This window comes from Kitasatospora indigofera, assembly GCF_014655955.1.
GTDB classification, from domain to species: domain Bacteria; phylum Actinomycetota; class Actinomycetes; order Streptomycetales; family Streptomycetaceae; genus Kitasatospora; species Kitasatospora indigofera.
This window is the reverse complement of sequence record NZ_BNBO01000049.1, coordinates 32,597-47,458: the sequence shown is the minus strand read 5'-3', so window position 1 is coordinate 47,458 and position 14,862 is coordinate 32,597. Positions and strand designations below refer to the sequence as shown.

Below are 14,862 nucleotides of genomic sequence, written 5' to 3'. Positions count from 1 at the left end.
CGTCCCGGGCGCCCGGGACGGCCCGGCCTCAGTCTGCCGTGACCCGTAGGGCGGCGAGGACGGCGGAGCCGTCGGCGGAGGTCGCCAGGACCCGGCCGGAGCGGTGCCAGAGGGTCAGGGCGTCGCCGTGCCGCCGGATCCCGACCACCGGCGGGTCCGCGTGCGGGAGGGCCACGGTCGCGGACGGCCCGGCGGCCGGGCCGCTGCCCGTGTGCACCAGGAGGCCGGAGCCGTCGGGGCGCGGGACGGTCAGCGCCCAGTGGTCACCGTCCACCACCGGGCCGCCGGGGGCGACGCCCTCGACGGTCAGCTCGGGCGCCGGCCGGCCGGACTCGGTGGCCCGGCGGAGCGTGGTGGTCCGCGCCGGCTCCGCGCCCGGCCCGTCGGGCAGGGCGGTGGTGAGCAGTCCGCCGGCGGCGAGCACCACCGAGGCGGCGGGGTCTGCCTCGGCGTCGTCCAGCCGGCGGCGGGAGCGCAGCTCCCAGCCGGGCAGGTCCCAGCGCCACAGCTCGGTGAGCGGCGAGCCGTCGGGCAGGGTCGAGACCACCACGGCCGAGCAGCCCCCGGCCGTGCGGGCGATCCGGCCCACCAGCCTCTGCCCGTCGCCCAGTTCGCGCCAGACCACGCTCGGCCGGGCGGTCAGGGTGTCCAGCACCGAGATGCCCTCCTGGTCGGCGGTGATCAGGTGACGACCGTCGAAGGACGGCACGAAGTGCGCGGCCGGCAAGGTCGCCCAGGACCGGACGGCGCGGGTGGCGAGGTCGAGCCGGGCGACCTCGCGGACCCGTCCGTAGCCGGCCACCAGCAGTGCGCTGCCGCCGTGGTCGGCGAGCACCAGGCGGTCGGCGGGCACGTCCCAGCGGGCCCTGGTGCGGCCGTCGGCGGCGAGCAGCCGCACCCCGGCGTGGCCGCAGGCCACCAGCACCGACCCCGACCCGAGCAGGGCCGCGTCCAGCACCGGCAGCGTGCCGGGCCGGTCCGGGGCGGTGTGGAGGGGCGTGGTCCCGGCGGTGCGGGCGCGCCCCCGGGGCCGGGGCAGGTCGGCGACGGCCAGCGGGTCGGCGCGGCGGCCGAGCCGGTCGAACAGGGCGGTGTCGGTCCGGCCGCCCGGGTTGTCGCCGAAGCCGCCGTCCCGCACGGCGGCCCGGGCGGCCGCGGTGGCGAGTTCACGGTCGGTGGCCGGGTCGGCGGCCGGCAGGCCGGCGAGGACCACGGCCAGCGCGGACCGCCCGGTGCGCCCCGGGTCCCCGTCGCCGGCCAGCACCGCGAGCGCGAGCCCCTTCGTGGACTCGCCCGCCCCGAGCGCCAGCAGGTGCGGCAGCGCCCGGCCCCGGGCCGGGCCGCCGAGGGCCACCGCGTCGCGCAGGTCGCCGACGACCGTGGGGCGCAGCGCCTCGTCGGGCCAGACCGCCTCGACGGCGCCCAGCCGGTCCCCCGCCTCCCGGCAGTGCCGCGCCCAGGCCAGCCGCAGGTCGCGGGCCTCCTGCGGGTGGCCGTCGGCGGTGAGCCGGTCCACGGCGGTGGCGAAGGCTCCCCGGCGGTGCGCCGTGCGGACGGCGCGCTCGTGCTCGCCGGCCCGCCACCAGAGCCGGACCACCAGGTCGGCGGCCAGCCGGCGGCCCTCGGCCAGCTCGGCGGCCTGCGCGGTGCGGCCGTGCCGGTCCAGCAGGGCGACGGCCTCCTCCGGCGCGTTCAGCAGGTCGGCGAGGACGAACGCCGCCTCGTCGACCCGGCCTTCGCGTTCCAGGGCCTCGGCGGCGCCGCGGTAGAGACCGGACAGGTGCTGGTGGACGGTGGGGGCGGAGAGCGGTGAGGCACCGCCGGGCCCGGCTTCCCCTGGGGTGGCACGCAGCTCGCCGGTGTACCGGCGGGGAAGGGTGAGCGAGAGCCATGGCCGTTGGGTGCCCGGGGTGTCCCCGGCGACCCGGACGGCGTCGCGCAGCGCGTCCTCCCAGCGGCGCTGTTCGAAGGCGTGGGTGAGTTCGCGCAGGTAGCGGGCGTGCCGGCCGGCCACCAGCCGCCCGGCCGGGCTGCGCATGGTCAGGCGGGCCACCAGGTCGGCCAACGGGCGGCGACGGGGCCTGCGCCCGGCGGCGGGCGACGCCTGGCCGGGCGCTCCGGGGCGGTGGGTGGCACCGGCCGCGGAGCCGGTGCGACGGCGAACGGCGGACAGCCCGACGGCGATCGCCACGATCAGCACGAGCGGGTTCAGGCCGTGCTCGCCGACCAGCCGCAGGAGGCCGATCAGCCCCAGCAGCCCGGCCAGGGCCGGCAGGACGAGCAGCACGGCGGCCGCCGGACGGACGGCAGCGACGCCGCGTGCGGCCTGGCGGGACAGCGCCGCGAGGACGGCCGGCCGCCGCCGGAGGAACGACCGGCCACCCGCTCGGCCCGGGGCGTCCTCGGTGAGCCGGCGGGCCCGTTCGGTGCGGGGGCCGATGCCGGCGGCCGTTCTCAGGTCGGGCCGCGGGTGGGGCGGCAGGGCCTCCAGGACGGGTTCGGCCGTGCGGCCGTCGGCGGATCCGAGCGGCCGCGGGCGGTGCAGGGTGAGGCCGGTCGGGTCGAGCCAGCCGGCCGGGTCCAGCAGGGTCAGACCGGAGATCCGGTGGGTGAGCGTCCGTCCGCCCACCGGGTGCACCAGGTGGCCGGGCTCGGCCGGGGGTCCGTCAGCGGTGCCGGTGCCGAGGGCGAGCAGGACGCCGGCGCCGGTGCGTCGCAGTGGCAGCCCGGGGGCCCGGTCGGCCCTCGTCCACACCGGCTCGGCCAGCACCAGCAGCCAGCGGCCGTCCGGGAGTTCGCGCAGCTCGGCGCCCTCCTGCCAGTGCGCCAGGACACGCCCGGCGGCCTCGGCCGCGCCGATCACGGGCACGTCGAGGACGAAGCCGGCGGCGAGGCCGGCGCCGGACGCCGCGGCTCGGGTGGCGGCGGGGGTGGCGTTCAATCGTCGCTCCCGATCAGGTGGTGGATCCGGCCGGTGTGCGCGTCGCCGATCACGATCCGGCCCGGCCGGGTCTCGGCGGCGATCAGCGGCAGGCTCGGGTGGACGGCCGGCGGGGTGGGACCGCCGGAGAAGCGGCTCAGCGTGCGGACCCCGTCGGCACGGACGGCCCGCACCAGGCGGCCGGCGCGGGTGCAGGTGATCAGGCTGGGCGTCCCGCCGTGGTGGACCAGGCCGATCACGTCGGCGTTCTCCCGGAAGGAGAGGCGCACCGGCCGGTCCGTCCCGGTCCGCAGCTGCCAGCTCCTGCCGTCCGGCGACCAGCCGACGGTGGCGCCGCTGTGCACGAGGTGGCGGGCTCCGGCCGCCTCGGGCGGCAGGGGCCCGGCGAACAGGCGGGGCTCGCGGAAGCGGTCGAAGGGGAGCTGCCCCTCGGCCCCGCCGGCGGTCTCCCCGTCGTCCGTGACGGCGCCCTCGGGGGTGACCCGCCACCAGCGGCCGGCCAGCGGGAGCAGCAGGTCGTCGCCGTCGCGCAGCAGCGGCAGGACGGGCCGGGTGAGGAGGGCGGCCGGCAGGTCGCGATCCAGCCCGAAGGCGCCCAGTTCGGCGGTGAAGCCGCCCGGCTCGCCGCCGCGTCCGCTGATCGGGCGTCCGCTCACGTAGGGGGTGAGGCGGTTTCCGTCGGCGTACAGGGCGATCAGTCGCCGGCCGATCCGCCCGGCGGCGACCACCGGGCCGGGCAGCCGGTGGCGCCGGGCCCGGACCGGGGTGGCGTGGGAGCCGTAGCCGCCGCCGGGCAGGTTGACGGCGAGCAGGGTGGTCGCGCGCGGGCCGCGGGCGAGCACGGTCCGGGCGTCGGTGGTGAAGGCGGGCAGGGCTCCCCCGCGGACGCCGGCGGGCAGCTCTGCGACGGTCGGGTCGGGGGCCCGGCGGAACTCCGCACCGCGCAGCGCCCGCACCGCGATCTCGGGGGCGGGCAGGGGCAGTTCGGCGCCCGTCCCGTCGAGGTGCACGGTGACGTGGGTGGCGCCGGTGGCGGACCAGCGGCTCGGCTCGCCGGTCAGCACCCGGACGCGGGCCGGGTGCCGGCCGGCCGGCTGGGGGGAGGTCAGCAGCCAGACCCGGTCGTCGGCGTCGAGGCCCTCCAGCGCGTTCCGCACGTCCTCGGGGGTGGGGTCGGCATGGCGGCGGGCCTCCAACCAGGCCGGCAGCAGCTCCGCGAGGTCACCGGTGAGCCACCCCCCGGCCGGGTCGCCGAGTACGCCGACGACCAGTTCGGTGCCGCGGGCGGCCGCCCGGCGGTGCAGGACGAGCAGCGCGGCCAGCTGGACCAGCCGCCCGGCACCGGCCTGAAGGGGGCCGGTGTCGACCAGCGCGACGACTCGGCCGCGGGCGGCGGGCGTGCGGAACTCGGGGGCGAAATAGAGCAGTTCACCGTCGACAAGGCGGCGCATGAACTCGTCCGGGTAGGCGTCGGCGAGCAGCCACTCCGCGGGCAGCAGGGCGTCCGGACGGCCGGTGCGGGCGAGGCCGCCGAGGCCCTCCGGGTCGCCGAGGCCGTCGGTGAGCGGCTCGCGCTCGCCGACCAGGGTGTCCAGCCGGCGGAGCAACGGGCCGAGGGCGACGGCGAGTTCGGGGCTGAGTGCGGCGAGGGTGGCGGCCCAGGGGGCCAGGGCGGCGGGCAGTCGGGCGGTCGTCATCGGGCGGTTCTCCCGGTGTACGGCTCCAGGGCGGCCGGGGTGGCGGGTGGTGGCGGGTCGGCGACCAGGGCGTGGCCGGGGACGAGGACGCAGAGCCGGCCCTCCGCCGCTCCGAGGGCGCGGCGCCAGAGTGCGGGGGCGGGCCCCGGGCGGGCGGTGGTCGGGACCAGCAGGCCGGCGTCGAGGCCGAGGTAGCGGGCGCCGTCGGCCCACGGCAGGTCCTCCTCGGCCCCGAGCACCAGCAGCAGCGGCGGGGCCGCGGGCAGGGCGCGAGGGCCGGGCGGGGCCGGCGGGCCACCGCCGTCGGGCCGGCCGACGGGGGCGGGCGTCCGGGCGGCAGCGGGCATGTCGCCGGCAGCGGGCACCCCGGAGGCACCCGGTACCGCAACGGCGGCCGGCGGCGCGAGGGTGTCGGCCGGCGGGCCGTCGTCCTGCAGCGGTCCGTCGTCGGCGAGGACGGCGAGCCGGGCACCGCCGAGCAGCCGGTCCCGGGTGGCGGCGGCCAGCGCGGGCACGGTGTCGCCCACCGCCAGCACGGCGGCGGCCGGCAGCGGCGGCTCACGACGCTCCCAGCGCAACGCGAAGGACGGCGGCCCGGGCCGGGCACCGGACGGCGCGAGGTGCGACAGACCGGGCTTCGGGCCGGCCGGGGGCTCGGACGGTGAGTCGGACGGTGCGCCGAACGGCGGGCCGGGCGGGGTCGGGGTGCTCACGAGGGCGCGACCGCCGCGACCAGCTCGGCGCGTATGCCGGCCAGCGCGACCGGCAGGTCGGCCGGGTCGAAGCCGGCGTCGATCTCCCGCAGGGCCGCCTCCAGCCGCAACCGTGAGTCGCGCCCGGCCGGGAGGCCGCGGTGCTCGGCCAGCAGGGCGGTACCGGTGCGGGCGATCCGCTCGGCCCGGGCGGCGGTGCTGCGGGAGAGCTCATCGGCCGCGTGCACCAGGCTGCGGTTGGCGGCCTTCTCGATCAGGTCGGCCAGGGTGTCCCGGGCCAGCGCCTGGGTGTCGGCGGTCGGGGCGATCAGCGGGAGCACCCACAGGTCGCGTGCGGAGGCGGTGCTCCGGCCGTCCAGCACGGCGGCGGCGGCCACCAGCTTCTGCGAGCGCACCGCCCGCCGGTCGCTGACCGGGACGCCGGCCCCGCGCAGCCGGCGCAGCGCGGCCGCCACCAACGGGGTCACCTCGTCCAGGTCGCAGGTCCGGGCGGCGGACGCCAGCCGGTCCACGGCGGCGAGCAGGCCGGCCGGGCCGCCGGGGCCGGCCTGCGCCGGTGCGGGACGCCGGCCCTCCTCCAGCAGCTCCTCCAGCCGGGCGTCGGCCACCGGCTCCACGAACACCCGGGCCAGGAAGCGGTCGGCGAAGGCGGCCAGGGCGGGGTCGTCCGGCAGGTGGTTGGCGGCGCCGACGCAGACCCGCAGCGGGCTGGCGAGCACGGTGCGGCCGCGGCGGAAGACCCGCTCGTTGAGCAGGCCGAGCAGGGTGTTGAGCACCGCCGTCGATCCGAGGAACACCTCGTCCAGGAAGGCGACGTCGGCCTCGGGGAGCATCCCGGCGGTCTCGAACTCGACCCTCCCCTCACGCAGTTGCCGCAGGTCCACCGGGCCGAACAGCTCGTTGGGCTCGGTGAACCGGCCGAGCAGGTACTCGAAGTAGCGGCCGCCGAACTGCCCGGCGACCCGGCGCACCGCCTCGGACTTGGCGGTGCCCGGCGGCCCGACGACCAGCAGGTGCTCGCCGGCCACCGCGCAGAGCGTGACCACCTCGGCGACCGTCTCACGGTCGGTCATGCCCCGCCCGGCGGCGGCCACGGCCGCGGCGACCAGCTCGGCGTCCCCGGCGGGACTCGTCGGGGACGCCGGGCCGGTCGCGGCGGGATCGGTGGTCGGGTGCGTGCTGATCTCGGTCACGAGCACCGGAGTCTACGGCGGCCGCGCCGACGCCCACCAGCGGGTTTCCGCGGCGCCGTCAGCCGTTCGGGAGGATCACCGCGCGGCCGGCGACCCGCCCCGCGTGCAGCCGCTCGTACGCGAGCGGCGCCTCGTCGATCCTGTAGGTCTCGACGTGGACCTCGACGGCGCCGGCCCGGGCGAGGTCGAGCACCTCGATCAGCTCGGCGCGGGTGCCCCAGTAGGGGGCTGCCACCGAGACCTCGTGCGGCAGGGCGCCGAACCCGACCGGGAGGGTGCCGCCGCCGAGGCCGACGATGGTGACGTCGCCCTCGACCGCCACCATCGCGCCGGCCGCGGCCACGGTCGGCGGGGCGCCGACGAAGTCCAGCACCACCTGGGCGCCGGCACCGCCGGTCAGCTCGCGGACGGCGGCCGCCGCCGAGGCGTCCGAGAGCACCGTCTCGTGCGCCCCGACCGCCCGGGCCAGGGCGAGCTTCTCCTCGGTCACGTCCAGGACGACCACCCGGGCCGCGGTCATCGCGCGCAGCAGCTGGACCGCGACGTGCCCGAGGCCGCCGGCGCCGATCACCGCGACCGTGCTGCCGGGCAGCAGCTTGCCGAGCGAGCGCCTGATCGCGTGGTACGGCGTCAGGCCGGCGTCGGTGAGCGGGACGGCCCGCACCGGGTCGAGACCGCCGAGCGGGACGAGGTGCCGCGGGTCGTCGACGAGCAGGTACTCGGCCATCGCACCGGGGGCGCCCAGGCCGGGCGGGCGGATTCCGAGTTCGGCGGCGCGCAGGCAGTAGTTCTCCTTGCCCTCCGCGCACTTGGCGCAGCGGCCGCAGCCCCACGGCCCGTAGACGGCGACCGCCTCGCCCTCGGCGAGGCCGGTCACGCCCGCGCCGAGGGCGGCGACGGTGCCCACGCCCTCGTGCCCGAGGGTGAGCGGCAGCGGGAAGGGCAGCTGCCCGGCGGGCATGCTCATCACGGCGATGTCGGAGTGGCAGACGCCGGCCGCGGTCACCTTCAGCAGGACCTGCCCGGGGCCGGGTTCGGGGTCGGGGAGGGTGACCACCTCGGGGGCGGCGCCGACGGTGCGGTACTGGACTGCCTTCATGATGCGTTTCTCCTCTGCGGTGCGGCCCCCGGCCCCCCGGGTCTCTCCCCCCGCCCCCGCCCCCGCCCCCGCCCGTGACGTCCGTCCGTCCACGGGCGGGCGGTCAGGGGGTCGGCGGTCAGCGGGCCGCGTAGGCGCCGTCCACCAGGTGGTAGCTGCCGTGGACGAAGGAGGCCCGGTCCGAGAGCAGGAAGGCGGTCAGCTCGGCCACCTCCTCGGCCCGGCCGAGCCGGCCGGCCGGGTGCAGCGCGACCAGGGCGTCCCGGGCCGCGGGGTCGGCGTCGCGCAGCAGCGGGGTGTCGATGAACCCCGGGCCGACGGCGTTGATCCGCACGCCGCGCGCGGCGTATTCGAGCGCGGCGGTCTTGGTGAGGCCGACCACGCCGTGCTTGGCGGCCGCGTAGGCGGGCGAGCCGGCGAAGCCGTTGGTGCCGAGGATGGAGGCCATGTTGACCACCGCGCCGCCGCCGGAGGCCAGGATGGCGGGCAGCTCGTGGTGCAGCGAGTAGAAGACCCCGTCGAGGTTGGTGGCCAGTACCCGGCGCCAGTCCGCGGGCTGGTAGTCCCCGGTGGGGGCGGACGGGCCGGCGATGCCGGCGTTGTTGACGGCCAGGTGCAGGGCGCCGAGGCCGTCGACGGTCGCCCGGACGGCCGTGCGCACCGACTCGGGGTCGGTGACGTCCACCTCGACGGCCAGGGTGCGGGCGCCGTCGGCGGCGAGGCCGGCGGCGGCCTTGCGGGCGCCTTCGAGGTCGTGGTCGGCGACCGCGACGGCGGCGCCGCCGGCCGCCAGCCGGCGGGCCACGGCCAGGCCGATGCCGGAGGCCCCGCCGGTGATCAGGGCCACCCGTCCGGTGAACTCCCGGGTGTAGTCGGTGATGTCCGCGGTCGCGGTCATGGCGGTACGTCCTTTCCTTGCGGGTGCGCGCGGGGGTGGGCGCGCGGGGTCACGCTTCGGGCGCGTGGGGTCAGGCGTCCGGGCGCGCGGGGTCACACGTCCGGGCCGTCCGGTGGCGGCTCGGCGGCGAGCAGGGCGAAGGCCTCCTCGACGAGTTCCGGCAGGCCGGGGGCGCCGGCCGGGCCGGTCCCGGGGTGCCGGACCCACGCGCGGGAGGCGGCCTGGAGGGCGGCCACGCCGAGGCCGACGGCGACGGCGGGGCGCAGGTCGCGCCCGGCGTCCAGGCCCAGCCGGCCGGCGGCGATCCGGACGGAGGTCTCCTCCTCGTCGACGCAGATCCGCCGGTAGGCGGCGGTCAGCGTCGGCTCCTCGGCGATCAGCCCGAACAGCTCGCGCACGCCCGGGCGCCGGTGCCAGGCGGGATCGTGCTCGTCCGTCAGCCAGACCCGCAGCGCCGCCCGGTAGGCGGTCAGCGGGCTCTCGTCGGCCGGGCGGGCGGCCAGCGCCGCGTTGATCCGGGCGAAGTCGGCCCGCAGGCAGTCCAGCACGGCGTCCTCGCGGGACGGGAAGTACCGGCTGAAGGTGCGCCGGGAGACGTCGGCCAGGTCGGTGACGTCCTCGACGGACACCGCCGCCAGGCCCCGTTCCAGCACCAGCCGGAGCGCGGCGGCGGCCAGCGACTCCCTGGTCCGGAGCGCCTTGCGGGCGCGCCGTCCGGCGGGTGCCTGCTCCGTCGCCCCGGACCGCTCGGGGTCTGCTGCCTTCTCGATGCTCACGCCGTCCACCGTACACCCGGAAATGTCCCACTGGGACATGAGTCCCGGCGGGACAAAAAGGGGGACGGCCCGGCACCCGCCGTCGACGGGCGCCGCGCCGCGGATCATGGTCCGACCCGGCGGCCGGCCGCCGTCAGACCCCGGCCGGAACCCGGACGACGACCGCCTCCCCCACCCGGTTGTGGCGTTCCTCCCAGGTCTCCAGGGCGCTCCGGCAGGCGTGGTCGAGATGGCGCAGGCCGGTCAGGTCCAGCTGGACGATCCGGCCGGTGGGCAGTTGCTCCAGCGCGTCCAGGAGCCGGGGCAGCCGCAGGAAGGTGGCGTTGCCGGCCAGCGTCACCCGGACCCCGTCCGCGCGCTCGTCGACGTCCACCTGGAGGTGCGAGGTGTCCCAGGCGCTCTTCAGCACCGAGAGCAGCAGGCCGAGCAGCACGCCCTCGAAGAGGTTGGTCACCACCACGGCGACCGCCGTGACCACCAGGATCAGGGCCTCCCCGCGGTGCTCCCGCCACAGCGGGACGAGCGCCTTGGCCGGCACCAGCTTGGCCCCGGCGTGCACCAGGACGCCGGCCAGCGCGGCGAGCGGGATGACCGAGAGGGCGGCGGGGAAGAACGCGGCGAACAGCAGCAGCCAGAGGCCGTGCAGCACCCGGGAGGCCTTGGTCCGCGCCCCGGCCTGGACGTTGGCCGCGCTGCGCACGATGACGGCGGTCATCGGGAGCGCCCCGAGCACGCCGCAGACGGTGTTGCCGACGCCCTGGGCCATCAGCTCCCGGTCGTAGTGCGTGCGCGGGCCGTCGTGCAGGCGGTCCACCGCCGCGGCGCTGAACAGGCTCTCGGCGGACGCGATCAGGGCGAAGGCGAGCACCGTGCCGAGGACGGCGCCCTCGCCGAGCGCCGCGAGGTCCGCGCCGCCGGGCAGGTCGACCACCCCGGCCAGGCCGGCGACCTGGACCTTGCCGACGGAGAGGTCGAGCAGCGCGGTGACGGCGGTGGCCGCGGCGACGGCGGCCAGCGGCGCGGGGACGACCCGGACCCGGGCGGGCAGTCTGGGCCAGAGCACCAGGACGGCGACGGTGCCGATGCCGATCGCGCCGGCCGTGAGCGCCCGCGGCGAGGCCGCGGTGGAGGCGAGCAGGCCGGGTAAGCCGGCGAGCTTGCCGAGTCCGCTGCCGGGTGCCTCGGCGTCGGCCAGGGCGTAGAGCTGGCCGGAGATCAGCACCAGGCCGATCCCCGCCAGCATGCCCTGGACGACCGAGACCGAGATCGCGCGGAACAGCCGCCCGAGCCGCAGGGCGCCCATGGCGACCTGGAGCAGCCCGGCGGCGGCGGTGATCACGCCGAGGGTGGCGAGCCCGTGCTCCTGCACGGCGGCGAACACCAGGACGGTGAGCCCCGCGGCCGGTCCGGACACCTGGAGGCTGCTGCCCGGCAGCAGCCCGGTGAGCAGCCCGCCGACGATGCCGGTGAGCAGGCCGAGTTCGGCCGGGACGCCGGAGGCGACGGCGACCCCGACGCAGAGCGGCAGCGCGACCAGGAAGACGACGAGCGAGGCGGGGAGATCGGCTCGCAGGCGGGCGAGCCGGTCCGCGCCGGACGAGCGGCCGACGGGGGGCCGGAGGGCGGGACGACGGATCATCAGGTCCTCGGTTCGACGGAGTGGACGGAGGGCAGGGGCCGGGTCACAGCGGGAGGAAGTGCCCGGAGTCGGCCCGGTGCGCGAGCACCAGCCCGGTGTGGACCTCGTAGAACCAGCCGTGCAGCCGGACCCGGCCGTCGAGCAGCCTCCGGGCGATGCCCGGATAGCCGCGCAACTGGTCCAGCTGGGCGAGGACGTGGCGTTGCACCGGACCGGCCACGGTCGGGTCGAAGACGTCCGTCCCGTCGGCCAGCAGCACGCCGCGGTCGGCGTTGCGCAGCCAGGACCGGACGGCGGGCGTCACGCTGAGATCGTCGCCGCGGACCACCGCGCCGACCGCCCCGCAGTGCGAGTGGCCGCACACCACGACGTCCCGCACACCGAGGGCTTCGACGGCGTACTCGATGGTGGCGGTCTCGCCGGCGGCGGCGTCGGCGCGGTACGGCGGGACGATGTTGCCGGCGGTGCGCAGTTCGAACAGGTCGCCGGGGTCGGCCCCGGTGATCAGGGCCGGCACCACCCGGGAGTCCGAGCAGGTGATGAAGAGCGCTTGCGGCGACTGGCCGGTGGCGAGGCCGTCGAGCTCGCGGCCGGACCGGCCGGCGCGCTGCGGGAAGGCCCGGGCGCGGTCGATCAGCGGTTCCATGAGGGGGTGCCTCCTTCTGCCTCCTCGCCGTGGACGGCGGGGGCGGGCGGTCGGATCGGGGCAGTGGTCGTCGGCACCGGCCCCGGGCCCCTGACCGGCCGCCGGGCGCGGCAGGGCCGCGCGCCGATGACCGTCGGTGACCTGCCGGTGACCTGATGCTTCGTCAAGCGTCAGTAAAGCATGGGTATCCGAAAGGCAAAACCCGTGCCTGGGAGGAACCTGTGCTGGTCCGGTTAACATCTTGTTACCGCCCCGTGCTGGCGCCCGGGCGGAAGCCTGTGTTCCGGAACGGGCCGAACGCCCGCCGGGAGCAAGGCCCATGGGGCGGCGCTTCCGGCCCGCCAACCCGGCCCGGCACCCCGGGAGCGCGCGCGACCGGGCCGGGCCGGCCCGCCGGAAGCGCCCGGCCGTCACGCGAGCGGACCCCCGACAGTTCAGTCAACTTCGGTCATGACATGACCAATACGAAAAAATGCCCCCTGTGATGCTCTCCGCACGACCTAGCGTGATCGGAAGCGCGGGTTGACGAACCGTCAGCCCGCCTGGCGACCTGAGGTGGAGAACCAGTGCTGAGAAGCCCGCGTCCGCCCGTTCCGATCCGCCCGCTGCGCGCCGTCACGGCCGCCGCCCTCACCGCCGCCCTCCTCCTGCTCGGCCTGGGGAACACCGCCCCCGGCGCCGCCGCGGCGACCGCCGACGGCGCGCCCGCCGCAGCGGCGTCCACGCTGGTCAAGAGCGTCCAGAACGTCACCCACCCCGGGGCCGTCCCGGTCGACCACGGGGACACCGTCAACTGGACCGTCCGGTACGAGAACGCCGCCCCCGGCGACGCCGCCGCACCGGCCACGGTCACCGACCCCGTCACCGGCGCCGGGAGCGCCCAGGCCTACCTCCCCGGCTCCCTGCACGTCCCGCCCGGCTGGACGCCGTCCTGGTCCACCGACGGCACCTCCTGGACGGCCACCGACCCGGGCGCGGCCACCGCCGCCGTCCGGGCCCAGAACCCCACGGCGCGCAGCGGCGGCACCGGCCTCTCCGCGCCGCTGCTCGCCCCCGTCCGGCCGACCGCGCAGTCCACCGGCGGCGACGGATTCACCCCGATCCTCCACCGGACGGCCTCCGGGGAGGTCGAGTCGTGGAACATCTACCACCACGCCGGCCCCACCGCCCGGCAGGTCGTCTGCAGCAGCCTGTCGACCGGCCTGCCGTGCGCCGGCGGCCCCTGGCCGCGGCCGCTGAACACCACCGTCGGCCCGCTGGGCGCGGGCAACACCGGTGACATCGGCAGTCCCCTGACACCGCAGTACGTGCTCGACCCCGAGCGCCCGGGCCTGCTGTACTACCCCGCCGTCACCGCGGGCGCGGTGGGGGTGGGCTGCCTGGACCTCGACGCGCGGGCCAACTGCGGCTTCGTGGCCCTGCAGAGCACCGGCGGCTCGCCCGGCAGCACCAACAGCCTGGCCGGCCTGGTCGCCGCCGGCGGCAGCCTCTACGGCGTCGCCACCACCGGGCAGGTCCTCTGCCTCTCGCTGGCCCACCGCACCCCGTGCGCCGGCCAGCCGTACGCGCCGGTCGTCGTCCCCAACCACGACCTGCCCAGCACACCCACCGCCCTCTACCTCGGCGCGCTGACCGTCGTCGGGGACAGGATCTTCGCGTCCTCCTCCCCGCAGAGCGGCGGCTCCACGGCCTCCGGCCCGCCCGTGCTGGGCTGCTTCGACACCACCGCCCGGGCCGTCTGCGCGGGCTGGGACTCACCGCACCCGGCCGGCCCGAACGCCGGCTACTACACCTACAACGCGTACACCGCCTACGACACCGCCGGCCGGCCCGACGGCGTCTGCACCACCACCGTCGGCGGCCCGGCCCTGCTCACCACCTGCTACGGCCTGGACGGCTCGGCGCGCACCGCGCCGGCCACCCTCGCCGCGCTGGGCGGCGGTGTGCTGACCTTCAACCCGGAGGCGGTCACCGCGGACGGGGTGACCCGCAGCTGGTTCCCCGTCTGGGGCGGCGGCGTACCGGGGGCGACGGTCTGCCACGACTGGACGCACGACGCCCCGTGCGCCGGCTTCCCGGTGCCCGCGCTCCACCCCGGCGTCAACGGCGGCAGCACCCGTGACTACGGCTACGCCTACGACGCCACCACCCGGTGCCTGATCGGCCTCGGCGACGCCGGCGTCCTGTTCTCCCTCGACCCCGCCACCGGCGCCTCCCCCTGCGTGCACAGCGGCGCCGCCGTCACGCTCAAGCCGGCCGACTTCTACTGCGACGGCGGCTCCGGCCACGTGCAGGCGTACACCCGGGCCCGGCTCACGGACATCGACCTCTCCCATGTCGACCTGGCGGCCTCCCGCGTGGTCGTCACCGACCCGGACGGCACCCCGGTCGCGACCCCGGCCCTCACCGGGTCCGGCACGGTCGACCTGTCGGGCGTCCCCGTCGCGGCCCATCCCGCGATCACCGTCACGGTGCAGCTGGTGCTGACCGCGGCCGGCGACTTCACCGCCGACAACCACCCGGCCCTGGTGGTCGAGTACCAGGGCGACGCACCGCAGATCTGCTTCCGCACCACGGTCACGCCGGACTGCGCGACCACGGCCCTCACCAACACCGCGACCGGTACCGACGCGACCGGGTCCCTCACCTCCAACACCGTGACCACCGCCGTCGCCCCCGGCCCCGGCTGCCGGCCGGTCGTGAGCGTGGAGAAGGAGATCTGCGCGTCCGGCCACCCGCACGACTGCGGGCCGGACGGCCCGGGTCCCTGGGCCAAGAGCAGCCCGGTGGGCCTGCTCAGCCTGCTCGGCACCGCCTACTGGCGGATCACCGTGACCAACGCGGGGCCGGTGGACGCGGTGTCGGTGACCGTCAACGACGCCGTGACGCCCGGGTGCCGCAAGGCCGCCGGGACCTTCACCCTGGCGGCCGGGAGCAGCCGCCGGATCCACTGCGACTCGTTCCTGCTGGCGCTGCCGCTGAAGAACACCGCGACCGCGAGCTTCGTCCCCGCGAACTCGCCCGCCGGCACCGCCCCGACCACGACCGCGCCGTCCTCGGCGGTGGCCTGCTCCCTGCTGTGCATCCTGGCGGCGCCCGGCCGGGAGTGACCGGGACCGGCCCCCGGGGGAAGGCCTCCCCGGGGGCCGGTCGCGATCGCCCGCGTGGGGCCGGTGGCCCGGACCGTCGAGGTCCGGGCCACCGGCTCGGGACCTGGCCCCGGGGCGAGGCCTCGGGGCCTGGCGTAGGGGCCCGCCGTC

The 14,862-nt window shown here is 77.7% G+C and carries 10 protein-coding genes; 1 reads left to right on the top strand and 9 read right to left on the bottom strand.

What is annotated here, in order from left to right:
• Window positions 1-28 precede the first annotated feature (28 nt).
• The 9 genes from IE329_RS30600 to IE329_RS30560 all read right to left on the bottom strand — a co-directional run bounded on the left by IE329_RS30600 (window position 29) and on the right by IE329_RS30560 (window position 11,602).
• Window positions 29-2,941 carry a bpX6 domain-containing protein gene (locus IE329_RS30600; RefSeq protein WP_190214252.1) on the bottom strand — a complete coding sequence of 971 codons (2,913 nt, stop codon included), beginning with the start codon at window positions 2,939-2,941 and terminating at the stop codon, window positions 29-31.
• Window positions 2,938-4,638, bottom strand: a complete 1,701-nt coding sequence (locus tag IE329_RS30595; protein WP_190214251.1) for a hypothetical protein — start codon at window positions 4,636-4,638, stop codon at window positions 2,938-2,940. Before IE329_RS30595 ends, IE329_RS30600 begins: the two co-directional genes overlap by 4 nt.
• On the bottom strand, window positions 4,635-5,351 hold the full coding sequence (locus IE329_RS41670) for a bpX5 domain-containing protein (protein WP_190214250.1): 717 nt from the start codon (window positions 5,349-5,351) through the stop codon (window positions 4,635-4,637). Before IE329_RS41670 ends, IE329_RS30595 begins: the two co-directional genes overlap by 4 nt.
• The gene (locus tag IE329_RS30585) at window positions 5,348-6,544 is read right to left on the bottom strand and encodes an AAA family ATPase (RefSeq protein WP_229927895.1); all 1,197 of its coding nucleotides are present in this window, start codon (window positions 6,542-6,544) and stop codon (window positions 5,348-5,350) included. The genes IE329_RS41670 and IE329_RS30585 overlap by 4 nt, the downstream gene beginning before the upstream one ends.
• Before the next feature lie 58 nt (window positions 6,545-6,602).
• Window positions 6,603-7,643: an NAD(P)-dependent alcohol dehydrogenase gene (locus IE329_RS30580; RefSeq protein WP_190214249.1), complete on the bottom strand. Its 1,041-nt coding sequence runs from the start codon at window positions 7,641-7,643 to the stop codon at window positions 6,603-6,605.
• A 118-nt stretch (window positions 7,644-7,761) separates the two neighbouring features.
• Complete coding sequence (locus IE329_RS30575; RefSeq protein ID WP_190214248.1) at window positions 7,762-8,541, bottom strand: SDR family NAD(P)-dependent oxidoreductase; 780 nt, start codon at window positions 8,539-8,541, stop codon at window positions 7,762-7,764.
• A gap of 92 nt (window positions 8,542-8,633) precedes the next feature.
• A complete protein-coding gene (locus IE329_RS30570; RefSeq protein WP_229927894.1) occupies window positions 8,634-9,317 on the bottom strand; it encodes a TetR family transcriptional regulator in 684 nt (227 codons plus the stop codon).
• A 133-nt stretch (window positions 9,318-9,450) separates the two neighbouring features.
• Window positions 9,451-10,956, bottom strand: a complete 1,506-nt coding sequence (locus IE329_RS30565) for a SulP family inorganic anion transporter (RefSeq protein ID WP_190214246.1) — start codon at window positions 10,954-10,956, stop codon at window positions 9,451-9,453.
• Between the two features lie 43 nt (window positions 10,957-10,999).
• Window positions 11,000-11,602 carry a carbonic anhydrase gene (locus tag IE329_RS30560; RefSeq protein ID WP_190214245.1) on the bottom strand — a complete coding sequence of 201 codons (603 nt, stop codon included), beginning with the start codon at window positions 11,600-11,602 and terminating at the stop codon, window positions 11,000-11,002.
• Window positions 11,603-12,168: 566 nt separating this feature from the next.
• Here IE329_RS30560 and IE329_RS30555 point away from each other — a divergent pair.
• Window positions 12,169-14,712: a DUF7617 domain-containing protein gene (locus IE329_RS30555; RefSeq protein ID WP_229927893.1), complete on the top strand. Its 2,544-nt coding sequence runs from the start codon at window positions 12,169-12,171 to the stop codon at window positions 14,710-14,712.
• The last annotated feature ends 150 nt before the right edge of the window (window positions 14,713-14,862 follow it).